Genomic DNA, 25,463 nt, shown 5'->3' on the forward strand with positions numbered 1-25,463 from the left:
GGTCAGCGGAGGAACGGTTCGTAGCGTCGTTGCCGGCGCAGCGACTCGATCTGCCGCGTGGTGTCGAGCGAGACACTGACCAGGAAGACGAGCACCACCTGCAGGGTCACCCCGGCGACGAACAGCGTCGCCGGGGTGGCGCCGAGCAGGGCCAGACCGGCGACCGGGATCAGCGCGACCACGCCCAAGCCGAACGCTCCGAAGGCGATGATCCGGCGGTTCACGTAGTCGAGGTACTCGGCGGTCCAGTTCCCCGGCCGGATCCCGGGGACGAAACCGCCCGCCCGCACCAGCTCGTCCGCCACCTTGTCCATGTTCTGCGCCACGGCCGCCCTGGCGAAGGCGAAGAGGCAGACGAGGACGAAGTAGACCGCGATCCACCAGGCATCCTCCAGGCCCGAGAGGAACACCAGCACCGACAGCAGCACCGCGGCGAGCACGGCCGGGCTGTTCGCTTGGGCGAAGCGAAGGGGGATGTAGGACGGGGTGCCGCCGAAAGCGCGCCTGCCGATCATCCGCTTGGCGTACTGCACCGGGACGCGGCGCTGCCCCTGCGCGACGACGATCGTGATCACGGTGACCGACAGCGTCACCACGGCCGTGACCACGACGGCGGCCCAGCCCTTCCTTTCATACATGCGCAGGAACTCCGGTGGCAGCACCGCCAGGACCTGCGCGAGCAGCAGGATCCGGACCCCGTGGCCGAAACCCCGCTCGGTGATCAGCTCGGTCAGCCGCAGTACCACCGCGGTGCCCGCGGTCAGGCACGCCACCGTGACGGCTCCGTCCAGGACGTCCTGTCCTCGGGACACGACCAAGCCGACGGCACCGAGCAGGCCGAGCACGACGACGATCCGTCGCCGGTACCGCGTCAGCACCCGGGCTCCGGCTTCACCTTCCGCCCGGAGCGCCGCCAGTCGCGGGATCAGGACGATCAGCGCTCGCAGGACGAACGGGGCGACCAGGCAGGGAAGGACACCGAACCCGAACACCGTGGCCAGGCGACCGCCGGTGAGGAGGTCGAGGATCCAGCGCCACGCATGATCACTCAGGGGCAGGCGGCTCGTCTGGGGCGTGGGCAGGCTCTGGCCCAGCCGGAACAGCGCGATCACGCCCAGCGTGACCAGGATCCGGCGGCGGAGGGGGTTTCGTTCGTTCATCGTGGCTCACGTTAGGAACCGCCGATGAAATTACGATGACACCGTTCGTCAGAGCAGCGGCGCCCTCGACAGGGCCTCCCGGATCTTGCCGAGCACCTCGTCGGCCGTGCCCTCGGCGGTGCACCCGGCCGCCTGGCGATGTCCTCCGCCGCCCAGCTCGCCGGCCGCGGCCGAGACGTCGACACCGCCCGCCGAACGGAGCGAGACCGTCCACCGTCGGCGCGGCCCGATCGGCGCGGCTTCCTTGAGCACCACGGCGACCCCGGCCTCGCGCACGGAGCGGACGACGTCGACGACCGCTTCGACCTCTTCGGCACGGACGGACCGCGCGGCGTCGAGCGTCACGACCGCGTGCGCGAGGCCGAAGCCGCGAGCCTCGTCCGGCTCGAGCCGGGCCCCCGCGAGGACGTCCGAAAGCATCGGCAGCCACGCGAACGGGTGGTCGTCGACGATCTCGCGGACCACCTTGTCCGGGTCAACCCCGGCTTCAAGCAGCTTCGCGGCCATCTGATGGGTGGAGGGCCGGGCCCGGCGGAACCCGCTCGTGTCGGTGACCAGCCCCGCGTACAGGCAGCGCGCGATCGGCTCGTCGATCTCGGTGCCGAGTTCCTCCAGCAACGCGAAGACGAGGACCGCGGTGGCTTCGGCGGTGTCGTCGACGACGTGGTGCGTGCCGTAGAAGACGTTGGACGCGTGGTGATCGATCACCAGGACGTCGCCGCCCGCCGCGCGGACGGCGTCCACCCGCGGTGCGAGTTTCCCGAGCCTGCCGGGGGTGGGCGTGTCGAGCGCGACCAGCAGCCCTTCGCTTTCCGGCAGCTCGCTCGCGGGGACGTAGAGCCCGCCGACGTCCAGGCTTCGCAGGGTTTCGGGCATCTCTTCGGGCTCGCCGACCGAGACGCGGACCTCGGCGCCGCGCAGCTGCAGTGCCCGGGCCAGCGCCAGTGCGCTGCCGAGCGCGTCGGCGTCCGGGCGGACATGGCCGAGCAGGGTCACGTCGGTGGCGCGCGCTAGGAGGGCGGCGGCTTCCTTCAGGTTCGGCACTGGAGTGGCTGTCACAATCAGTCAAGCTACGCTCTACCGGATGTCCGAGTACGCGATCCTGGTCTACCCGTCCGCCAACCGGGTCTACACCGACTCCACCCCGGCGCTGCTGCGCGCGGAGCTGGCGGTGTTCGGTCTGTCCGCTTTGGAGACCGAGGTCTCCGAGATCGGCGAGACGGAACTCGGCGGCGTCGGCTACCTCACCTTCACCACGCCCGCCCCGCTGAGCGAACGCGATCTCGCGCTCCTTTCGAACCTTTCGGCGCTGTACGCGCTGTTCGAACTCGGTGACGGCGTCCTGAAGCCGGTGACGATCAGCCCGCTCGCGAACTTCGACTCGGATCTGCTGACCATCCAGAAGTACCCGGGCAAGACGAACGAGCTGTTCACCAAACTCCTCGTCAACGTCACCCTCCTGTCGATGGCGGACCCGGCCGCGATGCTGGACAGGCCGCTGCACCTGCTCGACCCGCTCTGCGGCCGCGGCACCACGCTGAACCAGGCGATGATGTACGGCTTCGACGCCACCGGCCTCGACGTCGACGGCAAGGACTTCGACTCCTACGAGATGTTCATCAAGACCTGGCTGAAGCAGAAGCGGATCAAGCACAGCGCCGAATCCGGTCAGGTGCGCCGCAACAAGGTCCGGCTCGGCAGGCGGCTCGACATCGGTTTCGGGATCACCAAGGAGCGGTACAAGGCGGGCGAGGTGCGCCGGCTGAGCTACCTCAACTGCGACACGCTCACCACCGACGAGCTGTTGCGGCCGAACTCGGTGGACCTCATCGTCACCGACGCCCCTTACGGCGTGCAGCACGGCAGCCACCGCACCCAGGACGCGTCGCTCGCGCGCAGCCCACGCGATCTGCTCGCGGCCGCCGTCCCGGTGTGGACGCGGGTGCTGCGCCCGGGCGGGGCGCTCGGCATCTCGTGGAACACCAACGTCGCGCCGCGCGAGGAACTCGCCGCGATCCTGGACAAGGCGGGCCTGGAGGTCCGTGAGGACGGCCCGTACGCCGACTTCGCCCACCGGGTGGACCAGGCGATCGTGCGGGACCTGATCGTCGCCGCGAAACCCGCCTGATCCCCCTCCTCCCGCATTTCGTCCTCTGAATGCGGTGGTGCGCGATGCCAACTACCGCATTCAGAGGACGAAATGCGGGAGAGTCAGGCGATGCGGTCCCCCACGAACTTCAGCACGTCGGGCATGATCTCGCGCCAGTAGTCGTCGTTGTGCGCGCCCGGGGTCATCTTCGCGACGGCGGGGTCCAGCGCCTTGATGAGTTTGCGGTCGGCGCGGGCGAAGGGATCCGAATTCCCGCACCACACCCCCGTCGCCGCGGCGGACAGGTCGCCGGTGTGCAGCAACGGCTCGTGCGACTCCCACTGCGCGCGATCCGCGAACACCTTGCGGGACTTGGCATCGGGCCAGCTCACGAACAGTGCCGCGCTGGCGACGGCGACAGCCTTGAGGTCCTTGTGGTCACGGGCGTAGCGCAGCGCGCCGAACCCGCCCATCGAGATCCCGAACATCGCCGACGGCGGCCGCAGCTGCCGCTGGGCGAGCCAGCCGGGCAGTTCGTCGGACAGCATCCGCTGCGGGTCGTCGGCCTTGCCGACGTCCACCCAGTAGTTGTCCCCGTCGACGGCGGCCACCGCGAAGCCGGGCAGCCCGGCCGCGACGGCCCGGTTCAGCGCGTCCTGCACACCCAGGTTCAGGAAGGTCCGGGCGTCCGCGCCGCGGCCGTGCAGGGCGACGCAGACCGGCATCCCGACCCGGGACACGCCGTCCGGCGCGATGATGACGAGGTTGACGTCGCGGTTCCGCGCCGCCGACCGCATCTTCTGCACCGTGACCGCTTCGGTGAGCGGCGTCGGCGTGCTCGGTGGGGCCACCGGCGGCGGCCCCACCAGAGGCGGTTTCTCGGCGCCGCAAGCGGAAAGCAGCGCCGACCCGCCGAGAGCCGCGGCCCCCAGCAGGAGACCACGCCGGCTCACGGCGTGGTCCGGTCGCTCAGCGACGGGTCTCCTCGTCGGCGAACTCATCGTCTTCGGCCTCTTCCCGCGGCGGCTTGTACGGGTCGGCTTCGCCGGCGTGCTGCGCCCCAGTGGCCCGCCGGGCGACCTCCGCATCGGCTTCCCGCGCCTTCGCGAGAAGGTCCTCGATGCGCTTGGCGTCCTCAGGAATACTGTCGGCCACGAAGGCCAGCGTCGGAGTGTAGCGGACTCCGGTGCCCTGCCCGACCTTCGTGCGCAGCACACCGCGGGCGGATTCGAGCGCCGCCGCGGCACCGGCGTGGTCGGGCGTGGACTCCAGGTTCTCGCCGAGCACCGTGTAGTAGACCGTGGCGTCGTGCAGGTCCGCCGTGATCTTCGTGTCGGTGATCGTCACGTAGTTGAGCCGCGGATCCTTGATGTCGTGCTCGATCGCGTGCGCGACGATCTGTGAGATCCGCTTGGCGAGCTTACGAGCCCGAGCGGGGTCGGCCATGGGAATTCGTCTCCTCGAAAGGTCTTCGTCAGTCGTCCGGGCCGAGCAGCCGGCGATGGCTGGAGAGCAGTTCGAACTCCGGCCTCCCGGCCACGAGGCGCTCACACGAGTCGAGCACGTCACGAACGTGCTCGCCACTCGCCGCGACCACGGCCACACCGATCAGCGCGCGCCGGTGCAGGTCTTGATGGCCCGCTTCGGCGACGGAGACGTCGAAACGCCTGCGCACCTCGGCCAGCACCGGCTTGATCACGGATCGCTTCTGCTTGAGCGAGTGGACGTCGCCCAGCAGGATGTCGAGCTCAAGAGCTCCTACGAACATGTGGGGTTCTGGGTTGTTTCGAAGGTGAAGCGGCGCTCCCCCGCCCAGATGCGGAGGAGCGCCGCTTTGTCACTTACGCACGCGGCTTTTCGCGCTGCTCGTAGGTCTCGATGATGTCGCCGACCTTGAGGTCGCTGTACGACCCCAACGTCAGACCACACTCGTAACCGTCGCGAACCTCGACCACGTCGTCCTTGAACCGCCGCAGCGAGCTGATCGGCAGGTTCTCGGCGACCACGGTCGCGTCGCGGAGCAGGCGGGCCCGCGCGTTGCGGCGGATCTCGCCCGAGGTGACGAGGCAACCGGCGATGGTGCCGATCTTCGAGGACTTGAAGACCTCGCGGACCTCGGCCTTGCCGAGCTCCACCTCTTCGTACTCCGGCTTGAGCATGCCCTTCAGAGCCTGCTCGATCTCCTCGATCGCCTGGTAGATGACCGTGTAGTACCGGACGTCGACGCCTTCGCGGGTGGCCCGCTCGGTCGCCTTGCCCTGCGCACGGACGTTGAAGCCCAGGACGATCGCGTCGGACGCGGTCGCCAGGTCGATGTCGGACTCGGTGACGCCACCGACACCGCGGTGCACGACGTTGAGTTCGACGTCGTCGCCGACCTCGAGCTGCACCAGCGAGGCTTCGAGCGCCTCGACGGTACCGGAGTTGTCACCCTTGATGATCAGGTTGAGGCTGTTCGTCTCCTTCAAGGCGGAGTCGAGGTCCTCGAGGCTGACCCGCTTGCGACGCGACGCGTTGAGGGCGTTGCGCGTCCGGGCGGAGCGGCGCTCGGCGATCTGCCGGGCGACGCGGTCCTCGTCGACCACCAGGAAGGTGTCGCCCGCGCCCGGCACCGAGGTGAACCCGATGACCTGGACGGGACGCGACGGGTACGCCTCGGTGACGTCGACGTTGTGCTCGTCGACCATCCGGCGGACGCGGCCGTAGGCGTCACCCGCCACGACCGAGTCACCGACGCGCAGCGTGCCTCGCTGGACCAGCACCGTGGCCACCGGACCGCGGCCGCGGTCGAGGTGGGCCTCGATCGCGACACCCTGGGCCTCCATGTCCGGGTTGGCCCGGAGGTCCAGCGCGGCGTCGGCGGTCAGCAGGATCGCCTCGAGCAGGCCGTCGATGTTGATGTTCTGCCGCGCGGAGATCTCGACGAACATCGTGTCGCCGCCGTACTCCTCGGCGACCAGGCCGTACTCGGTCAGCTGCTGCCGGATCTTGTCCGGGTTCGCGCCTTCCTTGTCGATCTTGTTGATCGCGACCACGATCGGCGCCTTGGCGGCCTGCGCGTGGTTGATCGCCTCGACCGTCTGCGGCATCACACCGTCGTCGGCCGCCACCACGATCACCGCGATGTCGGTCGAGTTGGCACCACGGGCACGCATGGCGGTGAACGCCTCGTGACCCGGGGTGTCGATGAAGGTGATCAGGCGCGGGGTGCCTTCGAGCTCGGTCTCGATCTGGTAGGCGCCGATGTGCTGGGTGATGCCACCGGCTTCACCTTCGCGCACCTTCGTCTTGCGGATCGTGTCGAGCAGGCGGGTCTTACCGTGGTCGACGTGACCCATGATGGTCACGACCGGCGGGCGGACCTGCAGATCCTCTTCCTCACCCGCGTCTTCGCCGTAGGTGATGTCGAAGGTCTCGAGCAGCTCCCGGTCCTCTTCCTCGGGACTGACGACCTGAACGTTGTAGTTCATTTCGCCGCCGAGCAGTTCCAGGATGTCGTCGGACACCGACTGCGTCGCCGTGACCATCTCGCCGAGGTGGAAGAGCACCTGCACCAGCGAAGCCGGGTTGGCGTCGATCTTCTCGGCGAAGTCGGTCAGCGAGGCACCACGCGGCAAGCGGATCGTCTCGCCCTGCCCCTTGGGCAGACGGACACCGCCGACGCTGGGCGCCTGCATGTTGTCCATGTACTCCTGGCGCTTCTGCCGCTTCGACTTGCGACCCTTGCGCGAGGGACCACCGGGACGCCCGAAGGCACCCGCGGTACCGCCACGGCCACCGGGGCCGCCACGACCGCCACCGCCACCGCGGAAGCCGCCGCCACCGGCCGGGGCGCCGCCCCCACCGGGACCGCCGCCACCGGGACGGAAACCGCCGCCACCGCCACCGGGACGGAAGCCGCCACCGCCGCCGCCACCGGGACCGCCGCGGAAACCTCCGCCGCCGCCACCGGGACCGCCACGGGCGCCGCCGCCGGGGCCACCACGGGCTCCACCACCGGGACCACCGCGACCGCCACCGGGACCACCGGCCGGACGGGCCGGGCGGCCCGGCATCATGCCGGGGTTCGGGCGCGGGGGCATGTTGCCCGGGCTCGGCCGGTTACCACCGGGCGCGCCGCCACCGGGACGGGGAGCCGGACGGTCGCCGCCGCCCTGACCGCCACCGGGACGCGGCGGGCGGTTGTCGCCGCCCTGCTGGCCGCCACCGGGACGGGGGCCGGACGGACGCGGGGCCGGGGCACCGGAACCCACACCGAACGGGTTGTTGCCGACGCGCGGGGTGCGCGGGCCGGGCTTCGGACCGCCGGGCTTGGGGCCCTGCGGCTTCGGCGGCACGACCGAACCCTGCGACGGCGTCTGGGACGACGGCGGGGTGGCCGGGGCTGCCGGGGTCTCCTTCTTCGGCTCGGCCGGAGCGGCCTTCGCCGCCGGAGCGACCTCTTCCTTGGGCGCCGGCGGCCGGGGGCCGGGGCGCGGACCCGGGCGGGCGCCCGGGGTGGGACGGGACGGCTGCTGGGCCGGGGCCGACGGTGCGGACGCCGCCGGAGCGGGTGACGCGGGGGCGGCCGGGGCCTCGGACTTCGCCGCGGGCGCGGGCTGAGCGGGCTTCGCGGCCGGAGCCGGGGCAGCGGGCTTCGCGGGAGGCGCGGGCGAAGGGCGCGGGCCGGGGGTGGGAACCGGCTTCTTCTTGCCGTCCTTGGACGGGTACGCGTCACGGAGACGGCGGGCGACCGGCGCCTCGACGGTGGACGACGCGGACTTCACGAACTCGCCCTGTTCCTTCAACTTGGCGAGAACTTCCTTGCTGGTGATGCCGAGCTCTTTCGCGAGCTCATGTACTCGGGCCTTGCCTGGCACAGCTCTCCTCATCTGGGGAGGCCGGCGGCAGACCCGCAGACCTCGTCCTATTGTCGCGCGTTCATTGATTCAGCTTCACGGCTGACTCATGACGGGTCGACCTGCTTCCTGATTCCATCCGGCACCGGGGATGTCCCGGCGCCCTTTAGCCTTCGGCGTGCCGCTCCAGGCGTTCGTGGACACCCTGGGCGTCGAGCGACCCGGGAACACGGAGTGCTCGGGGGAACGCCCTGCGCCGCTCGGCCTTGGCCAGACAGTCCGGCACGGGGTGCAACCAGGCACCCCGGCCCGGCAGCCGCCGACGTTCGTCGACGACCAACCGACCGTCCGCCGCGACCACTCGCAGCAACTCGCCGATCAAGGCCCGCTTACGGCAACCGACACAAGTGCGAACCGGGGTTTCCCGGTCATGCTGGGGGTCGGTTCCCGGCGGCGGACTCTGAACCACTCGTAAGTCTAGCGCTTCGACCTTCACTCAGCCGAACCGGTTGCCGCGGCGGGCCGCGCCTGCCCGGCGTGTGCTTCGTCACCCTGCTCGGGAGCGGCGTCGCTGCGGATGTCGATCCGCCAGCCGGTGAGCCGCGCGGCGAGCCGGGCGTTCTGCCCCTCCTTGCCGATCGCGAGCGAAAGCTGGAAGTCCGGGACGACGACGCGAGCGGTCTTGGCCCGCTCGTCGACGACCTTCACCGACACAACCTTCGCGGGCGACAGCGCATTCCCGACGAACTTCGCCGGGTCGTCGGAGTAGTCGATGATGTCGATCTTCTCGCCGGCCAGCTCGCTCATCACGTTGCGCACGCGCGCGCCGACCGGGCCGATGCAGGCGCCCTTGGCGTTGACGCCGGGCACCGTCGAGCGGACCGCGATCTTGGTCCGGTGTCCCGGTTCCCGCGCGACGGCGGCGATCTCGACCGTGCCGTCGGCGATCTCGGGGACCTCGAGGGCGAACAGCTTGTGCACCAGCTTCGGGTGCGAACGCGACAGCGTGATCTGCGGGCCGCGGTTGCCACGCGAGACGGTGACGACGTAGGCCTTGATCCGGTCGCCGTGCTCGTAGGTCTCGCCGGGCACCTGCTCGATCGCGGGCAGCACGCCTTCGATGTCGCCGACCTGGATGACGACCATGCCGCGGGCGTTGGCGCGGGCGTCGCGCTGCACCACGCCGGCGACGAGCTCGTTCTCCTTGGCGGAGAACTCGCCGAAGGTCTTCTCGTGCTCCGCGTCGCGCAGGCGCTGCAGGATGACCTGCCGCGCGGTGGTCGCGGCGATCCGCCCGAAGCCTTCGGGGGTGTCGTCCCATTCCTCGTCGGTCTGGCCGTCCGGGGTGAGGGTGTGCGCGAGGACGCGGACCAGCCCGCTCTTGCGATCGATGTCGATCCTGGCGTGCGGCTGGTGGCCCTCGGTGTGCTTGTACGCGGTGAGCAGCGCGGTTTCGATCGCTTCGATCACCGTCTCGAAGGGGATGTCCTTGTCCCGTTCGATCGCGCGCAGCGCGGCGATGTCGACGTTCACTTCGGCTCCTCCTTCGGCTCCGTGGTGGCGGCGTTCAGGGCCGACGCATCGGTTTCCAACAGTTTCAGGTCCTCGGCAGGTGGTTGCTTGAACTCGATCTCGATGACCGCCTTGGCCACCGAGGCGTACGGGACGTCCCGGATCTCGCCGTCCACGAGCACGCGCGCGGACTTCTCCCCCGCGTGCCCGACCCGGCCGATGAACGCCGCGCCTTCGGCCGGGGTGACCTTGACGAGACGGAACTTCGCGCGCCGCCAGTGCCGCCGCACGGTCAGCGGCCGGTCGAGACCCGGCGAGGTGACTTCGAGCGTGTACGCGCTCGCGATCACGTGCTCGTTCTCGTCGAGCGCGGCGGAGACCGCGCGGCTGACGCCCGCCACCTCGTCCAGCCCGACGCCGTCGTCCCCGTCGACGACGACCTTGACCAGCTGACGGCGGCCTGCCTGCTGGACCTCGAAGGAATCGAGGTCGAAACCCGCGGCCTTGACGGCTTCGGCCACGATGGGCTCCAGCCTGCTGGCGAGGTCGTTGGGCACGGTGGAGCGCTCCTGTTCGGCTGTGGGCGACCCGGCGGCGTGGATCCGGGTTCGGTAGTGGACCAGCTTATCCGGTCACCCCCGCGTGACGCGCGAGCGGCGGCCCCGCACGGGGTACTGGCAGGATGGGGCGGCGTGACCGGAAGATCGACAGAGCCGAGCCGTCGCACTTTCCTGCGGATGGGGGCGCTGGCCGCGCTGGCCGTGCCGCTGGCGTCCGCCTGCTCCCCGGGCTTCGACGAAAGCCCCGACCCGCTGGGCCCGTTGCTGCGCGCGGCGGTGACCGACGCGGCCGGAGCGAAGGCGCTGGGCGCCGAGGGCGAAGCGGTCGCCACCGCGCGGGCCGCGCACGCGGCGGCGCTCAAGACCGAGGTGGACCGGCTCAACCGGCCGAAGCCGGATCAGCCGGGCCCGGCGGCGACTCCGCCGCCGTCGTCGCTGGACGGCCTCAAAGAACGACTTGCCGTGGCCCGTAAACAGGCCGAGGGCCTCGTGCCGACACTGCCCCGCTATCGCGCCGGGATGGTCGCCTCGGTGGCGGCGGGCTGCGCGGCGCTGCAGCAAAGTTCGGAAAAGCTGGGCCGCGGCGACGAAGCCGGGGCCGTCGAGGTGCCCGCCGGGGTCCAGCTCAGCGGGGAGGCGGCGGAGGCCGTCCAGCAGGCACTGGCCGCCGAACACGCGGCGATCTGGGTGTACGGGCTGGTCAGCGCGTACCTGCCGGCGGCGTTCAGCGGCGCGGTGTCGCGGGGTACGGCCGAACACGTCAAACGACGGGACGTCTGCGAACGGATGCTTTCCGCGGCGGGCCAGGCGCCCACCGGACCGGAGGCCGCGTACGTGCCGCCGAGGCCGGTGACCGAGGCGAACTCGGCGATGGAACTGGTGGCGACCGCCGAGTCGGACGCGTCGGCGGCCTGGCTCGGCGTGGTCGACCGGACCGACGACGCGGCCTTGCGGACGACCGCGCTGAACGCGCTGATCGGGTCGGCGCGGCGGGGGACGGCTTGGCGGGCGGAGTTCGGCGCGAAGCCGGTGGCGATCGCGATGCCGGGCCAGTCGGTCTGAGGCTTCTTCGCGTCCCTTCAAACGCTAGGAAAGGACCGTTCCTTGCAAAATTTGCAAGGAACGGTCCTTTCCTAGCATCCGGAGGCGGGGATTCCGGTCAGCGGCGCAGGTCACCCGAGAGCCGCAGCGCGTCGGTCGCGATCCGCTCCAGCACCGGCTTGTCCTTCTGCTTGTCGTAGAAGCCCGCCAGCACGATGGCCACCTCGGCACCGCTGACGTGGGAGTCGTAGGCCGCGTCCTGCCCCGAGATCTTCGGCGCCCCCTGCGCCTTGAAGGTCCCGTCGCGCACCAGGTCGGACACGTTGCCCGTGCCGTCCTTGTCGGTCAGCGTCTTGAGCTGGGTCGCGGTGACCTCGCCGGGCATGGTGACCAGGACGACCGACACCAGCGCCTTCTTGCCACCGGTCTCCGTCGTGTACAGCGCCCGCGACAGGCGCGTGCACGGCGTGTCGGTGAAGAACTTCTTGGTGTCGCCGTAGGCCTTGCTCGCGCAGTCGGTGGTGACCTGCGGCCCTTCGACCAGCGTGAACTGGAATTGGCCGCTCTTCGACGGCGTGTCCGCGACCGGCGTCGGCTCCGGCTCGTGCCGGATCAGCCACCAGAGCAGCGCCGAGACGACCGCGATGGCGACCAGCGCGCCGCCTTTGAGCGCCAGTGCCTTGGTGTCCCTCGGCGGCTTCGGCGCGGACGGCGGTCCGCCCGGCCCTGCCGGTCGCACCGGCTGAAGCCGGGTCGTTTCCGTCGCTCCCGGGGTAAATTGCGCACCAACCACGGGAACATACGGTAGTTCACGCCAGTCCGGCGGTTCACCTGAACGTGCTTATCACCCGTTCGACGTCGTCAGCCGTGTTGTAGAGATGGAAGCCGAATCGCTGCCGCCCGGCCCGGGTACCGGCCACGATGCCCGCTTCCGCCACCCGGCGGGCGTCGGCGTCGAGCGAGACGATCGCACTCCCCTGACCGGGTGAGCCGACCGCTTCGAGGAGTGAGTCGGCGAGGCCCACGCAGTGCGCTCGGACGGCCTCCAGATCCAACGACGCGAGGTAGTCGAGCGAGGCGGCGGCGCCGACGAACGCGAGCCACGCCGGGGACAGGTCGAGCGACCGGGCGCCCTCCGCCAGGCGCAGCGGGAGCCCGTAGACGGTCTGCCAGCGTTCTTCGCCCGCGTACCAGTTCGCGGCGACCGGCACGGCCCGCTCCAGCACCCGCGGATGCGCGGCCAGCCACGCCGCTCCGCGCGGCGCGAGCAGCCATTTGTAGCCCGCGGCGACCACCCAGTCGGCCCAGCCGAGGTCCAGCGGCCGCCACCCGGCGGCCTGGGTGGCGTCGAGCAGGACCGCCGCGCCCGCCGCCTCGGCCGCGGCGCGGAGCGCGGCGAGGTCGACCTGGGCGCCGTCCGCCGACTGGACGACGCTGACCGCGACGAGGTCGTGTCCTTCGACGCGCTCGGTCAGGTCGGCCAGCGGGACTTCGGTGACCTTCACCCCGCGATACGCCTGGGCGGCGAACGGGAAGGTGACGCTCGTGAAGTCGTTCGCGGCGACCAGGACGCTGGCGCCGTCGGGCAGCCCGGCGGCCACGTTGGCGATCAACTGCGACACGGACGCCCCGATCGCGACGCGCTCCGCGGGAACGCCGATCAGCGCCCCGAAGCCCGCCCTGGTCCGCGCGACGGGCTCGTCGAAGTCGGCAGGCCGGGCCTCGCCGCGCCGCCACCGCTCGACCGCCTCCGCCACCGCGTCGGCCACGTGCGAGGGCGGGATTCCGATGCTGGGGGTGTTCAGATATCCGGGCGGGACGGCGAATTCGGCTCCGAAGGTCTGCATGCCCCCGAGGTTAATGAGATTCCGGCAGCAGGGCCGCGACGTCGGCGTAGGACGGCGGGGTCAGCGGGAGTTCCCCGCCGTCGCGCACCGCCTCCACCGTGCGCAGCGTGGCGGCCAGCGCCATCCGGTACGGCAGCGACCCGAGGCTGATCCGGGCGACGCCGAGCCCGGCGAGCCCCGCGACGGTGACCTTGCCGGGCAGGAACAGCAGGTTCACCGGCACCCCAACCGCCTTCACCAGCTTCTCGACGCCCGCGGCTTCGGCGAGCCCCGGCACGAACACGCCGTCGGCTCCCGCGTCCACATAGGACAGAGAGCGGTCGATCGCGGCGCCGATGTCGGGCGCTCCCAGCCAATGCGTGTCCGTGCGGGCGTTGACGAACAGACCGGGGGCACGGTCCTTCGCGGCCGCGATCTTGGCCGCGTGCCGCACGGGGTCGCCGAGGGCGTCTTCGAGATTGATGCCCGCGACACCGGCTTCGGCGAGCTCCGCCGCCAGCGCGCCGACCTCGCCCGGGTCTTCACTGAACCCGTCGGCTAGGTCGACGCTGATCAGCGTGTCGAGCCCGGTGAGCCGCCGCGCCAGCCGGACGGTGGCGTCCTTCGAGGAAGGGGCACCGTCCGGCTCGCCCTCGGCGGCCGAGACCCCGAGGCTGGTCGTGCCGAGCGCCGGGAAGCCTTGCGCGGCCAGGAAGGCGGCGGTGCCGAACTCCCAGACGTTCGGCAGGAGCAACGGGGAACCGGGGACGTGCAATGCGGCGAATGCGGTCATGACACGACGGTAGCCAGTGGACGCTTCGGTGACGGCCGAAGCGTCAGGCCCGTTCGAGGAAGGGCGTCAGCAGCTCCGGCACCGACTCCTCCGCGAACAGCAGCCCCTGCTCCTCCCCCGCGTCGTACACCGAGTACGCCCCGGCCCCCGCGGCCGTGGTCGCCACGACGGTCAGCAAACCCTTGCGCCGCTGGAAGATCGACTGTTTCACCGTCCAGCCGATCACGCCGTCGCGCTCCAGGGCGAACGTGCTCCGCCGCACGGTCCCGTGCCGCCCGACGAGGTACCGCCCGGTGATCCCGTGCCCGAGATTGCGATAGGCGTCCAGCGCCAGCAGCACCGACGCGGGCAACAGCACCACGCCGAGCGCGGCGCCGATCACCAGCAGGACGTCGGTCAGCAGGAAGCCGAGCAGCGCGAAGATCGCCAGCAGGACCACCACCGAGCCGATCCACCAGCGCAGCAGCCGGCCCCGCGCGGCGCGCGGATGCCCGGTGAGCCGGACGGCTTCGGTCGGCGAGACCGGTTCGCGCAGCACCGCCGCCGCGACGCGGTTGGCCGTCGCGACCGGCGCGGCCGGCAGCAGCGTGTGGTAGTCGGTCTTGTCCTTGTCGGCGCTCTGCCGCATTCCGGTGGCGATCGCGTCGACCCGCGCCGCGCCCGAGATCCGGTTCCCGAGCGGTTCGACGAGGTCGATGCCGCGCATCCGGCGTTCCTCGATCGAGATCGAGCGCGTGGTGAACAGCCCGCGGCGCACCCGCAGCGTGCCGCCGGCTTCGCGGTCGAGCCGGTAGTTCCACCACATCTCGATCCACAGGCCCAGCGCGCCGATCAGGCCGACGAGCATCGCGATCGCCAGCAGGATCAGGATCGCCACCACCAGCGGGATCCCGCGGAACAGGCCGATCACCCAGTCGATCAGGCCCTTCTGCAGGCCCGCCCATTCCGAGACCTGCATCAGGCCACCGCCCGCCGCGAGGCCCAGTGTCGGCGTGACGAACGACATCGGCGCGTAGCGGATCCAGCTCCGGTCGAGTTCGGCGAGCGGCGCGTCGTCGTCGGTCTCCTCGATTTCGGCGCGGCGCAACAGATCCGCGCGCAGCCGTTCGGCCTCGGCGCGTGAGACGGGGTTGAGCTTGATCCGGCCCTGCCCGCCCGACTCGTGCGAACCGGTGCCGATGGTCACCACCGCGACGCCGAACAGCCGGTGCAGCGGGTTGGCCGTCAGGTCGACGTTGCGGATCCGTTCCCGCTGAAGGGATTTTCGCGAGCGGAACACCAGGGTGAACGCCGTCTCCAGCCGGTCCGGCGTGACCCGGTACCGCACACCCTTCCAGTAGAACAGTTCCGCCAGCACGCCGCCGCCGACGAGCACCACCGCGCCGGCGACGACCCAGGCGAGCGCGACCCAGAAGCTCGCGCCACCGCCCACGATCGCGAGCGTGGTCGGGATCGCGGCACCGACGGCCGCGCCGGTCATCATCACCGCGGTGACGGCGAGCGTCCGCTTGTCGAGTGTGCTCCAGCCCTCGAACTCGCCCGAGGTCATGTCGCGTCCCCCGGCGTCGCCTGCGTCGTTTCGGTGAGTTGCTCCGCCAGGCTCGCGGCCAGTTCGTGGTCGAGCCCGCGGATCTTGACCGCACCCCGCGCCGACGCCGTGGTGACCGTGACGGTCGCGAGCTTGAACACCTGCTGCAGCGGCCCGCGCAGGGTGTCCACGGTCTGGATCCGTGACATCGGCGCGACGCGCCACTCCTGCCAGAAGAACCCGGAGCGCGCGTACACCGCCGTCTCCGTGACCTCCCAGCGATGCACCTTGAACCACCACAGCGGCATCGCGATCACCCAGACGAGGCCCAGCACCGCGAACACCACCGCCGGCGTCAGCAGCCAGAACCGCGCGGGCGCGATGAGCAGGCCGAGCACCACCAGCACCAGCACCGGCGCGCCCCAGAAAAGCGTTCCCTGCAGCCGCCACCAGCCGACGACCCGCTGATCCAGCGCGTTCCGCGGCGGCCGCAGCCGCACCTTCCCCCGTTCGGCTTCCACCGAGTTCACCCCCGAGTTCGTTTACAATGCGATCGCATCGTAATAGCGTGGGACAGTAGTGGCAATGCGATCGCATTGCAAACAGCGGAACGGATGGTGAGGGTGCCGAAGCAGGTGGATCACGCGGCGCGGCGCGCGGAGATCGCCGAGGCGCTGACGCGGCTGACGGCCACGCGAGGCCTCGAAGGAGTCAGCCTCCGGCACGTCGCCGCCGAAGCGGGCATGTCGATGGGCTTGGTGCAGCACTATTTCAAGACCAAGGACGAAATGCTGCTGTTCGCCGTCGAACGCCGCTCGCAGGTGTACGAAGAGCGCATCAAGGCCCAGCTGGAGGCCGGCGAACTGCCGTCGACGCCCAAGGCCATCATCCGCGCGATCATGATCGAGATCCTGCCGCTCGACGAGCGCCGCCGCGGCGACTGGCTGATGGGCGTCGCGTTCTTCATCCGCGCGATCTCCGACCCGTCCTTCGCGGCCGCGTTCACCGACGGCGTGCCCCAGCTGTTCGAGCTGTTCGCCCTCCTGATCCGCCAGAGCCAGGAGGCGGGCGATGTCGACAAATCGGCCGACCCGATGCACGAGTCCGCGATCCTCTGGGCGCTCGCCGATTCCCAGGGCACCAACATCGTGATGAAGCACCGCACCCCGGAGGAGGCGCTGTCCACAGTGGACTACCACCTCGACCGGCTGTTCGGTCAGGCGGTGAGCTGACCGTCGTAGTTCTTGCGCGCGTCGAGCACTTCGCCCATGTGGACACGGGCCCATTTGTCGAGCATCTCGAGCGGTTCGGCGAGGTTGCGGCCGAGCGCGGTCAGCTCGTACTCCACGTGCGGAGGGATCTCCGGGTACGCCGTGCGCGTCAGGATCCCGTCGCGGACGAGGCTGCGCAGCGTCTGGGTGAGGACCTTCTGCGAGATGCCGCGCACGCGTTTGCCGATCTCGGTGAACCGGAGCGGGCCGTCGCCGAGCACGCCGACGATCAGCACGGTCCACTGATCGCCGATGCGGTCGAGCAGCGCGCGGGTCGGGCAGTCGGGGTCGTACGGGTTTCCGAGCACGTGACCTCCTCACTTTCCCGGGGAGAGTAACACGCCTAGCGGGAGGGAGCGGGCTGCATCAACGCCTCGAACAGCAGGATCAGATGACGGCGGCCGCGCTCCCAGCGCGCCTCCAGTTCGGTCTGGTCGCGGGTCGCCCAGCTGGCGATGAGGATGCCGCGGACGACGTCCATCGCCGTGTACACCGCGTGCAGGAACTCCGGATGCGCCGAATGGTCCGGCAGCAGGGCCTTGCCGAACTCGACCAGGCTGCTCGTCGCGATCGGCTCGACCACCGCCATCTGGGCGCGCAGTTCCGCGTCGGTCCGCGACGCCACCCACAGCTCGACGGTCGCCGAGAAGACCGGCCCCTGGTGCATCTCCCACAGCAGCTGCAACGCGTCCCCGACCGGGTCGGCCGAGGCCTTGAGCCGGTCGATCTCCGCCATCGCGACCTCGGTGCGCTTGGCCGCTAGATGCCGGATCGCCGAGGTGACGAGGTCGGTCTTGGTCGGGAAGTGGTGCACCTGCGCGCCGCGGGTCACCCCGGCGCGGTCCGCGACACGGGTGGTCGTGGTGCCCGCGTAGCCGTACTCGACGAGACAGTCGATCGTGGCGTCGAGCAGCCTGACGCGCATCGCGGCGCTGCGTTCCTCCTGCGTGCGTCGTGGGGCTGCCATGCGCCTACTTTATGGTGCGCCGCGCGAGGCGCGCGCCACGAGGCTCCCGACCATGCGCCCGATGAAGTGGCCGAGGAAGCGGCGATAGAACCAGCCGGTGCCCGGGATCTTGGCGGTGAACGTGGAATGCCAGTGGATCGCGGTGCCGCCGCGCTCGGGCGTGAGGTCGACGTAGGCGCGGTAGTCCCGCACCGGGAGCCCCTTCTTCAGCGAGTAGCCGAAGCGTTTGCCGGGTTCGAGCGCGATGACCTCTTCGCAGCTGTTGACGCCGTTGGTGCTGAAGACGCCGACGGCGCCGAGACCGTTGTCGTCCACTTTGTCGAGCAGCCGGAACGCGCCCATGGGCGACCAGTCGGGCCAATGCTCGCGGTCCACGAGGAGCGCGTAGACGTCTTCGGGGCTCGCGCTCGTGTGGCCGTGGACGGAAATGCGCTGGATCTTCGCCATACGTTCTCCTTGTCTCTCGCATTCAGAGGACTAAATGCGGGCGACGGGCACCGAGAGCGAAGTCCCGCCCAGCTCGAACGTCACCCGGGAGCCGAGCGCGGGCAGCGCCGGGTCGAACATGTCCCCATCGGTCCCGCCCAGGACGAGCGCCAGCCGGTGCCCCGCCGGGACGACGTGGTCGAGGCTGCTCAGCCGGAACGTCATCGTGTACGCCTTGCCCGGCACGAGCGGCTCACCCCGCCACAGTGACCGGTGGTGGCCGAGGTCCGCCCAGCCGGTCGCGACGATCCGTTTGTCCACAGTGGTCAGATCGGCGACGGTGTCGACGAAACAGCCGGTGTCCGCGGCGGTGCCCGCGCCCCAGCACGAGCGGGTCGTCAGGTCCTTCGTGCCGAGCGCCGGCCACGTCGTGTTCCGCACGGTGGCGGGCCCGTAGTCGACCAGCACCGCGCCGAGCCGCGCGCTCGGTTTGTCCGAGCGGGCGGTCACCGTCACGGTGGCGGTCCCGGCCACGCGCGTGTCCGCCCGCACGGGTTCACCGGCGAAGACGAGCCGATCCGGGCTGGGCTGCGACGGGTTCTCCACCCACCGCGACGCCCCGCGCGCCGGGTCGTCGATCACCGAAGCCGTGCCCAGCGACGGGCGATTCCCCAGCCCGCCCGACACCGATGGCCACACCACGCGCGTCCCCGTGACAGGCGGCCAGCGGCGTTCGTCGGTCCAGCGGTCCGGCGTGTGCTCGACGCGGATCGCGGGTTCGGTCTCGACGCCGTTGCGGACGCCGAGCAGCCAGCGGTCGAACCAGCGGTGCAGCGTCCGCACGAACAGTGACCGGTCGAGGTCGAACGGATCGACGTGTGCCGCCTGGTGCAGCCACGCCTTGCGCGGCACACCGTGGGCGTTCAGCGCCTCCCACCACGGCCCGAACTGGATCGGGTTGACGTTGAGATCGTGGAAGCCCATGGACGCGAAAACGCTCGCGCGCACCTTGCCGGTCTTCGCGACGTAGTCGAGCCCACGCCAGTACTCGTTGAAGTTCCCGTCCGTCCCCGCGCGCCGCGCGTTGTCCTCCTCGAACGGACGGCACAGCTTCTCGGCGCGCTCGTTGTAGAACCCGGGCCCGCCCGCCCAGCCGAAGTAGGCGCCGTGGGAGTTGTGGACCTCGTAGTACGAACTGACCCCCGCGATCGGCACGATCGTCTTCAACCCCTCGATCCCGGACGCCGCCATGCCGATCGCGGTCGCTCCGTCCTGCGACTTCCCGATCGCGCCGACCGACCCGTTCGCCCAGCCCGCGCGGATCCGCTCGGGCCCGAACGGCGTGCGGAAGGCCTGAGCGCGCCCGTTGAGCCAGTTCACGACGCCGTTGCCGGACGCGACGTCGTCGAAGCAGCCGGACGAGCGATTGGTGCCGCCGACGTCGACCAGCACCACCGCGTATCCGCGCGGGACGAAGTAGTTGTCGTAGAAGAGCGGGAATTGCGACGGCGTGCCGTCGGGAAGGTACGTCTTCGACTGGCGCTCGTTGCCGCGCCCGACCTTTTCGAAGTACGGGCTGACGTCCATGATCACCGGGACGCGCTGCCCGCGCGCGGCCGGTTCCGCCGGGCGGATGATGTCGGCGGCGACGCGGTCGACCTGCCCGTCGCGGTCGAGGTCCTGGCCGGTCTCCACCCAGGCGGTCTCCCGGATGGCCTTCTCGTAGGAGAACACCGGCTCGCTGACGCCGTCACGCAGGACGAACGCGGGTGACGCGACGGCGGGTGCGGCGGTGAACAGCAGCGTCGCCACGACGGTGGCGGTCAAGCTTTTGAGCCCCATCGTCCGAGTATCGCTTACAAAACCCGAACATTTCCCCCACATTCCTCGTATCCGGCCGCGCCACGCTCTTCGCATGCTGAAACACACCATCGCCGTCTGCCTCACCGCCGCCGGCCTCGTCGCGCTCGCCCCCGCCGCCTCGGCCCAGGCACCGATCACCCTGAGCCCCGAAGAGTCCCAGACACTGTGCGCCGAATGGCTGCCCAAGCTCACCCAGCGCACCACGAAGCTCACCGAACGCATCAACGGTGGTCCCGAGGTCCGCGGTTCGGTCGCGAACCTCAAGGCCCGGGCCGAGGGCCAGCGCAAGAAGGGCCACAACGACACCGCCGACAGGCTCCAGAAGCGCGCCGACAAGCGCAGCGGACGGCTTCCCGAACTCACCGCGGCGAAGCAGAAGCTCGACGCGTTCGCCGCCGCGCACTGCAAGGCGGGCAAGTGAAACGCCTCCTGGCCGCGGGCTTGACCGCGCTCGCGTTGTTCGGCACGGCCGCGTGCGGCGACGACGAGCCCGCGTCGAGCCCGGCGCCGGGCGAGCTGAGCGACGTCCAGCACACCCTCGACTCGATCGAGCAGGACATGGCCGGCGACCCGGCCCCGTGACAGGATCGGCCGGTGACGACACAACCGGGACGCGGGCTGGTGCTGGTCGTCGAGGACGACCCCGCGATCGCCGAACTCGCCTCGCTGTACCTGCGGCGGGACGGGTTCGGCGTGCACGTGGAGGCGGACGGCGGCGCGGCACTGGCCACGATCCGGCGGATGCGCCCGGTCGCGATCGTGCTCGACATCGGACTGTCCGGAATGGACGGTATCGAGATCTGCCGGACCCTGCGCGCGGACGGCGACTGGACGCCCGTGCTGTTCGTGACCGCGCGCGACGACGAACTGGACCGCTTGCTGGGCCTGGAGATCGGCGCGGACGACTACCTGACGAAACCGTTCAGCCCGCGTGAGCTCTCCGCGCGGGTCCGGACCGTGCTGCGCCGGGCCGCCGGGGCGCCGTCGCCCGCCGAGACCTACACCGCGGGCGGCGTCCGGGTCGACGTCACCCAGCGGCGTGTCTGGGCCGGCGGCACCGAGATCGCGCTGACGTCGACCGAGTTCGATCTGCTGACCCATCTGGCGCGACGGCCCGGCCAGGTGTTCAGCCGCGAGCAGCTGCTCAGTTCCGTCTGGGGGTACGCGGCTTCGGCGGGCACGCGGACCGTCGACGTCCACATCGCCCAGCTGCGCGGGAAACTGGGCGAGCACAGTCCGATCAGGACGGTCCGCGGCATCGGTTACGCGGCGGACGCCGGATGAACCGGACGTCGCTCGCGCTGCGGATCACCGTGGTGTGCCTCGCGATCGCCGCGGTCGCGGTGGTGGTCGCCGGGCTGGTCGCGGCCCGGCTCATCCGCACCACCGGCACCGACGTGCTCCGGCAGTCGCTTTCGGCGCAGGCCGACGTGGTCGCGAGCCAGCTCGACGAGACCGGAATCGGGAACCGGCTCTCCGTCGGCAAGGTCGCCGAAGTCGTGCGCGGGCAAGGGATCGACGTCGTCGTCCGCCGTCCGAACGGGACACTCGGCGGCGCGGGGACGACGGCGGCGATCGCCGCCGCGCGAACGGGATTCACCCGCTCGGGCACGGTGTCGGTGGAGGGCGAGCAGTACCTCGTCGAAGTCCGCACCGTGGGCACCAAGGGGGCCGCGTTCGCGCTCGTCCAGGCGACGGAGATCGGCGAGGCACGCGGCCGGACGCTGGTGCGCAACACCGTGCTCGCGCTCGGCGCCGGGCTGGCGGTCGCCGCGATCGCGGGACTGGTGCTGAGCCGGATGCTGTCGCGGCCGCTGCGCCGGGTCGCGTCCGTGGCGAGCGGGATGCGCTCCGGGCGTCGTGACCTGCGCGTTCCGGTGGAAGGCCCGTCCGAGGTCGCGGACGTGGCGAAATCGGTCAACGAACTGGCCGACGCCCTGCAGTACAGCGAGGCGCGGCAGCGCGAGTTCCTGCTTTCGGTGTCGCACGAACTGCGGACGCCGCTGACCGCCGTCACCGGATTCGCCGAGGCGATCGGGGACGGCGTGGCCGAAGGCGAGGACGCACGCCGCGCCGGGCAGACCATCCATCGCGAGGCGGAACGGCTGGAACGCCTGGTCAGCGATCTGCTGGAGCTGGCCCGGCTCGGCGCGGACGAGTTCCGCCTCGACCCGGCACGGCTCGATCTCGCCGCGCTGGTCGACGAATGCGCGGACGTCTGGCGGCTGCGATGCGCCCGGCAGGACGTCACGCTGGTGGTCGAGCGGCCGCCGGGCGAGGTGCCGGTGATCGCCGATCCGCGGCGGCTCCGCCAGGTCGTCGACGGACTGGCCGAGAACGCCCTGCGCGTGACCCCGGCGGGCGCGCCGATCGTGTTCTCGCTGGTCGCGACCGACGGCCAAGCCCGGCTGGCGGTGCGCGACGGCGGGCCCGGCCTGGCGCCGGAGGACTACCCGGTCGCGTTCGAACGCGGGGTGCTGAACCGGCGCTACCGCGACCGCCGCCCGGTCGGCTCGGGTATCGGGCTCGCGCTGGCGCACGGCCTGGTCACCCGCATGGGCGGCACGCTGACGGCCGGCCCGGCGCCGGAAGGCGGAGCCGCGTTCACGGTGGCGCTCCGGTTAGGGTGATCACGTGGAGATGTTGCACCTGCGGTATTTCGTGGCCGTCGCCGAGGAACTGAACTTCTCCCAGGCGGCCCGCAAACTGCACATGGCCGCCTCCCCGCTGAGCCAGCGCATCAAGGACCTCGAACACGAACTGGGCCACAAGCTGTTCGACCGCAGCACGCACCACGTCACGCTCACCGCGGCGGGCTCCGCGCTGCTGCCCATCGCGCGGGACGTCCTCGAACAGGTCAACGCGATCCCCTGGCGGCTGCAGGAGGCGGTGAAACCGCGCCGGAGCACCGTGTTCGTCGGCATCCCCGCCGGCGTGCACCCGGCCCTGCGTGAGCGGGTCAAACGGCTCGAAGAACGCTGTCACGACCGCTTCGAACTCAAGCGCTGGCCCGGGACGACCCCCGATCTGGTCGCCGCGGTGCACGAAGGCAAGCTGGCGTTGTCGCTGGTCCGGATGCCGGTGACCGATCCCGCGCTGGAGATCGTCCCGGTGCAGGTGGAGCGGCTCGGCGCGGTGGTCCCGGCCGCCCGGTTCGCCGGCCGGGAAACGGTGGACCTCGCCGAATTGCGTGATCTGTCCTATATCCCGTCGGCGTCGGAGAGCATTCCGGCCTATTCGGACGATATGGACCACACCCTGTCGAAAGCGGGCATCAAGAAACGGCTCAAGGTCGGCGGAACCGAATATTCGGGCATTTCCGAATTGGTGGCGAACGGTTCGTCGTTCTCGATCACGATGCTCGATCCGGCGAGCCCGATGCATCTGTTCCTGGTCGACGGCGCGACCATCCTGCCGTTCGCCGATTTCCGCCCCCAGCTGGAGACCGCCCTGGTCTGGCGGCGTGATCGCGGCGAGGAGGGCGACCTCGCCGAACTGGTGGCGGGAGTACGCGAGATCTTCGCCGAACCGCTTTCGACCTGAAGAATGGTATGACCACGGCGGTCATACCATTCCGCTTTTCTTGATCATTCCCTTTGCCGCAATTCGCGCCTAACTTCGGTGGTAGAGCGAACAACGGCGAAGGGAAGCAAAATGACTCACACCGCCACCGGACCACTGGACGGCGTTCGCGTGATCGACCTCTCGACGGTCGTCATGGGCCCGTACGCCGCACAGATCCTCGGCGACCTGGGCGCCGACGTGATCAAGATCGAGTCCCCCGCCGATACCGTGCGAGTGGGCAAGTTCCGTACGACGCCGGGCATGACCGCGCTCAACCTCAACGTGAACCGCAACAAGCGCAGCGTCGCCCTCAACCTCAAGGACGAAGAGGAACGCGAGCAGGCGCTCAAGCTGATCGACACCGCCGACGTGCTCATCACCAACATGCGCCCCGGCGCGCTGAGCAGGCTCGGCATGAACTACGCCGACCTCGCCGCGCGCAACCCCGGCCTGGTCTACGCCCACGCGCAGGGTTTCCGCGGCGACTCCGACCGCGCGGGTCACGCGGCCTACGACGAGACGGTGCAGGCCTCTTCCGGCCTGGTCGACGTCGCGAACCGCGCCCTGGGCAAGCCGGTCTACCTGCCGACGATCATCGGCGACAAGGTCTCCTCCCTGACCATCGCCTACACCGTGCTCGCCGCCTTGGTGCACCGCGACCGGACCGGCGAGGGCCAGCGGGTCGAGATCCCGATGACGGACACGCTGATCGCGTTCAACCTCGTCGAGCATCTCGCCGGGCACGTCTTCGAGCCGGCCGAGGGGCCGACCGGTTTCGGCCCGTCGATGAACCCCGGGCACCAGGCGGTGCACACCAAGGACGGCATGGCCTGCGTGATCCCGTACAACCCGCAGAACTTCCGCGACTTCTTCCACGCCGCCGGGCGGCCGGAGCTGGCCGAGGACCCACGGGTCAACGGCGACGCGATCGACGGCGCCGACCACGAGGCGCTGGCCGCGATGATCGCCGAATGCGCCCCGGCGCTGACCACCGCGGAATGGACCGAGGTCTGCGCGAAGCACAGCATCCCGATGGCGCCCGTCCTCGAACTCGACCACGCGCAGGACGACGAGTACGTCCGCGACGGCCACCTGCTCGACGTCGTCGAGCACCCGAGCGAGGGCTCGATCCGCACCATCGGCATCCCGGTGAAGTTCTCCGCGACCCCCGGTTCGGTCCGGCGCCTGGCTCCCCTGCCCGGCCAGGACACCGAAGAGGTCCTGCGTGAACTCGCCATCACCCGCTGAGGAAGAACCATGAGCACCAAAGAAGTACGCACGGAACGGGTCGGCGGCACGCTGCTGATCACGATCGACCGGCCGCGGGCGCGCAACGCGGTGAACGCCGCCGTCGCGGCCGGTCTGGCCGAAGCACTCGACCTGCTGGAAGCCGATCCCGCGCTGCGCGCCGGAGTCCTGACCGGCGCGGACGGCTCGTTCAGCGCCGGGATGGACCTCAAGGCGGCGCTGAAGGGCGAATCGCCCGAGATCCCCGGCCGCGGGTTCGGCGGGCTGACCGAAACCGAACTGTCGAAGCCCCTGATCGCGGCCGTCGAAGGCTGGGCGATGGGCGGCGGATTCGAACTGGCGCTGGGCTGCGACCTGATCGTCGCCGCCGAGGACGCGAAGTTCGGCCTGCCGGAAGTGAAGCGCGGGCTGATCGCCGCCGGCGGCGGAGTGATCCGGCTGCCGAAGCGGATCCCGCATCACCTGGCGATGGAGTTCCTGCTCACCGGCGAACCGATCGACGCGGCACGCGCCGGAAGTCTGGGCCTGGTGAACCGGGTCGTCCCGAGCGGTGAGGCCGCCGCGGTCGCGCTGCAACTGGCCGAGCGGATCGCCGCGAACGCTCCCCTCGCGCTGGCACTGGTCAAGAAGATCGTCCGCGCGGCGGACGGCGTCCCCGACGCGCAAGCGTTTGCCTCCCAGCGTTCGGAGCTTCCGGCGCTGATGAAGTCGGCCGACGTCCGCGAAGGCATGCAGGCCTTCGCCGAGCGCCGCGCTCCACAGTGGACTGGAGAGTGA

Annotated in this window: 28 protein-coding genes; 10 read left to right on the forward strand and 18 right to left on the reverse strand. The window is 70.6% G+C overall.

What is annotated here, in order from left to right:
* Positions 1-2: 2 nt before the first annotated feature.
* On the reverse strand, positions 3-1,160 hold the full coding sequence (locus tag DMC61_RS33410) for a preprotein translocase subunit SecY (RefSeq protein ID WP_125694335.1): 1,158 nt from the start codon (positions 1,158-1,160) through the stop codon (positions 3-5).
* A gap of 48 nt (positions 1,161-1,208) precedes the next feature.
* Positions 1,209-2,204 (reverse strand): bifunctional oligoribonuclease/PAP phosphatase NrnA, encoded by a 996-nt coding sequence (locus tag DMC61_RS33415; protein ID WP_125694702.1) that lies wholly within the window; start codon positions 2,202-2,204, stop codon positions 1,209-1,211.
* 40 nt (positions 2,205-2,244) lie between these two features.
* On the opposite strand from DMC61_RS33415, the gene DMC61_RS33420 reads away from it, so the two are divergent.
* Positions 2,245-3,288, forward strand: coding sequence for a TRM11 family methyltransferase (locus tag DMC61_RS33420; protein WP_199750156.1), 1,044 nt, complete (start codon positions 2,245-2,247; stop codon positions 3,286-3,288).
* A gap of 83 nt (positions 3,289-3,371) precedes the next feature.
* Here DMC61_RS33420 and DMC61_RS33425 read toward each other — a convergent pair whose 3' ends face one another.
* The 7 genes from DMC61_RS33425 to rimP form a co-directional block, all read right to left on the reverse strand.
* The gene (locus tag DMC61_RS33425; RefSeq protein WP_125694337.1) at positions 3,372-4,202 is read right to left on the reverse strand and encodes an alpha/beta hydrolase family protein; all 831 of its coding nucleotides are present in this window, start codon (positions 4,200-4,202) and stop codon (positions 3,372-3,374) included.
* Positions 4,203-4,218: 16 nt separating this feature from the next.
* Entirely contained in the window at positions 4,219-4,695 is a 477-nt protein-coding gene (gene rbfA, locus DMC61_RS33430; protein ID WP_016332603.1) for a 30S ribosome-binding factor RbfA, read from the reverse strand.
* Between the two features lie 28 nt (positions 4,696-4,723).
* Positions 4,724-5,017 (reverse strand): DUF503 domain-containing protein, encoded by a 294-nt coding sequence (locus tag DMC61_RS33435; RefSeq protein WP_016332602.1) that lies wholly within the window; start codon positions 5,015-5,017, stop codon positions 4,724-4,726.
* 73 nt (positions 5,018-5,090) lie between these two features.
* Positions 5,091-8,108, reverse strand: coding sequence for a translation initiation factor IF-2 (infB, locus tag DMC61_RS33440; RefSeq protein ID WP_125694339.1), 3,018 nt, complete (start codon positions 8,106-8,108; stop codon positions 5,091-5,093).
* 145 nt (positions 8,109-8,253) lie between these two features.
* Positions 8,254-8,469, reverse strand: a complete 216-nt coding sequence (locus tag DMC61_RS33445) for a YlxR family protein (RefSeq protein WP_016332600.1) — start codon at positions 8,467-8,469, stop codon at positions 8,254-8,256.
* 110 nt (positions 8,470-8,579) lie between these two features.
* Positions 8,580-9,620, reverse strand: coding sequence for a transcription termination factor NusA (gene nusA, locus DMC61_RS33450; protein WP_016332599.1), 1,041 nt, complete (start codon positions 9,618-9,620; stop codon positions 8,580-8,582).
* Positions 9,617-10,156, reverse strand: a complete 540-nt coding sequence (gene rimP / locus DMC61_RS33455; RefSeq protein WP_016332598.1) for a ribosome maturation factor RimP — start codon at positions 10,154-10,156, stop codon at positions 9,617-9,619. The genes nusA and rimP overlap by 4 nt, the downstream gene beginning before the upstream one ends.
* A gap of 135 nt (positions 10,157-10,291) precedes the next feature.
* On the opposite strand from rimP, the gene DMC61_RS33460 reads away from it, so the two are divergent.
* Positions 10,292-11,221, forward strand: coding sequence for a ferritin-like domain-containing protein (locus DMC61_RS33460; RefSeq protein ID WP_125694343.1), 930 nt, complete (start codon positions 10,292-10,294; stop codon positions 11,219-11,221).
* 97 nt (positions 11,222-11,318) lie between these two features.
* Here the strand turns inward: DMC61_RS33460 and DMC61_RS33465 are convergent, their stop codons facing one another.
* The 5 genes from DMC61_RS33465 to DMC61_RS33485 form a co-directional block, all read right to left on the reverse strand.
* Complete coding sequence (locus DMC61_RS33465) at positions 11,319-11,939, reverse strand: hypothetical protein (protein ID WP_016332596.1); 621 nt, start codon at positions 11,937-11,939, stop codon at positions 11,319-11,321.
* 88 nt (positions 11,940-12,027) lie between these two features.
* Positions 12,028-13,047: an aminotransferase class V-fold PLP-dependent enzyme gene (locus DMC61_RS33470; RefSeq protein ID WP_125694345.1), complete on the reverse strand. Its 1,020-nt coding sequence runs from the start codon at positions 13,045-13,047 to the stop codon at positions 12,028-12,030.
* Between the two features lie 10 nt (positions 13,048-13,057).
* Positions 13,058-13,819: an isocitrate lyase/phosphoenolpyruvate mutase family protein gene (locus tag DMC61_RS33475; RefSeq protein WP_125694347.1), complete on the reverse strand. Its 762-nt coding sequence runs from the start codon at positions 13,817-13,819 to the stop codon at positions 13,058-13,060.
* A gap of 43 nt (positions 13,820-13,862) precedes the next feature.
* Positions 13,863-15,368, reverse strand: coding sequence for a PH domain-containing protein (locus DMC61_RS33480; RefSeq protein ID WP_125694349.1), 1,506 nt, complete (start codon positions 15,366-15,368; stop codon positions 13,863-13,865).
* A complete protein-coding gene (locus tag DMC61_RS33485; protein ID WP_125694351.1) occupies positions 15,365-15,877 on the reverse strand; it encodes a PH domain-containing protein in 513 nt (170 codons plus the stop codon). The genes DMC61_RS33480 and DMC61_RS33485 overlap by 4 nt, the downstream gene beginning before the upstream one ends.
* Positions 15,878-15,961: 84 nt before the next feature.
* Here DMC61_RS33485 and DMC61_RS33490 point away from each other — a divergent pair, with 84 nt between their 5' ends.
* Entirely contained in the window at positions 15,962-16,579 is a 618-nt protein-coding gene (locus tag DMC61_RS33490; protein WP_125694353.1) for a TetR/AcrR family transcriptional regulator, read from the forward strand.
* Here the strand turns inward: DMC61_RS33490 and DMC61_RS33495 are convergent.
* The 4 genes from DMC61_RS33495 to DMC61_RS33510 are packed head-to-tail and all read right to left on the reverse strand — an operon-like array spanning position 16,564 to position 19,853.
* The gene (locus DMC61_RS33495; protein ID WP_016332590.1) at positions 16,564-16,926 is read right to left on the reverse strand and encodes a helix-turn-helix domain-containing protein; all 363 of its coding nucleotides are present in this window, start codon (positions 16,924-16,926) and stop codon (positions 16,564-16,566) included. The genes DMC61_RS33490 and DMC61_RS33495 overlap by 16 nt on opposite strands.
* Positions 16,927-16,961: 35 nt before the next feature.
* Positions 16,962-17,543, reverse strand: a complete 582-nt coding sequence (locus DMC61_RS33500) for a TetR/AcrR family transcriptional regulator (RefSeq protein WP_016332589.1) — start codon at positions 17,541-17,543, stop codon at positions 16,962-16,964.
* Positions 17,544-17,594: 51 nt separating this feature from the next.
* Positions 17,595-18,032 (reverse strand): SRPBCC family protein, encoded by a 438-nt coding sequence (locus tag DMC61_RS33505; RefSeq protein WP_125694355.1) that lies wholly within the window; start codon positions 18,030-18,032, stop codon positions 17,595-17,597.
* 30 nt (positions 18,033-18,062) lie between these two features.
* A complete protein-coding gene (locus tag DMC61_RS33510; RefSeq protein ID WP_125694358.1) occupies positions 18,063-19,853 on the reverse strand; it encodes a CocE/NonD family hydrolase in 1,791 nt (596 codons plus the stop codon).
* A gap of 73 nt (positions 19,854-19,926) precedes the next feature.
* Here DMC61_RS33510 and DMC61_RS33515 point away from each other — a divergent pair, with 73 nt between their 5' ends.
* The 7 genes from DMC61_RS33515 (at position 19,927) to DMC61_RS33540 (ending at position 25,463) form a co-directional block, all read left to right on the forward strand.
* Complete coding sequence (locus DMC61_RS33515; protein ID WP_125694360.1) at positions 19,927-20,295, forward strand: hypothetical protein; 369 nt, start codon at positions 19,927-19,929, stop codon at positions 20,293-20,295.
* Complete coding sequence (locus DMC61_RS41510; protein WP_167337766.1) at positions 20,292-20,456, forward strand: hypothetical protein; 165 nt, start codon at positions 20,292-20,294, stop codon at positions 20,454-20,456. Before DMC61_RS33515 ends, DMC61_RS41510 begins: the two co-directional genes overlap by 4 nt.
* 12 nt (positions 20,457-20,468) lie before the next feature.
* Positions 20,469-21,158, forward strand: coding sequence for a response regulator transcription factor (locus DMC61_RS33520; protein ID WP_016332585.1), 690 nt, complete (start codon positions 20,469-20,471; stop codon positions 21,156-21,158).
* Complete coding sequence (locus DMC61_RS33525) at positions 21,155-22,504, forward strand: HAMP domain-containing sensor histidine kinase (RefSeq protein ID WP_125694362.1); 1,350 nt, start codon at positions 21,155-21,157, stop codon at positions 22,502-22,504. The genes DMC61_RS33520 and DMC61_RS33525 overlap by 4 nt, the downstream gene beginning before the upstream one ends.
* A 4-nt stretch (positions 22,505-22,508) precedes the next feature.
* Positions 22,509-23,417, forward strand: a complete 909-nt coding sequence (locus DMC61_RS33530; RefSeq protein ID WP_125694364.1) for a LysR family transcriptional regulator — start codon at positions 22,509-22,511, stop codon at positions 23,415-23,417.
* A 111-nt stretch (positions 23,418-23,528) separates the two neighbouring features.
* Entirely contained in the window at positions 23,529-24,686 is a 1,158-nt protein-coding gene (locus DMC61_RS33535) for a CaiB/BaiF CoA-transferase family protein (RefSeq protein ID WP_125694366.1), read from the forward strand.
* A gap of 9 nt (positions 24,687-24,695) precedes the next feature.
* Positions 24,696-25,463: a crotonase/enoyl-CoA hydratase family protein gene (locus DMC61_RS33540; protein WP_125694368.1), complete on the forward strand. Its 768-nt coding sequence runs from the start codon at positions 24,696-24,698 to the stop codon at positions 25,461-25,463.

Source organism: Amycolatopsis sp. WAC 04169, assembly GCF_003947535.1.
GTDB lineage: Bacteria > Actinomycetota > Actinomycetes > Mycobacteriales > Pseudonocardiaceae > Amycolatopsis > Amycolatopsis keratiniphila.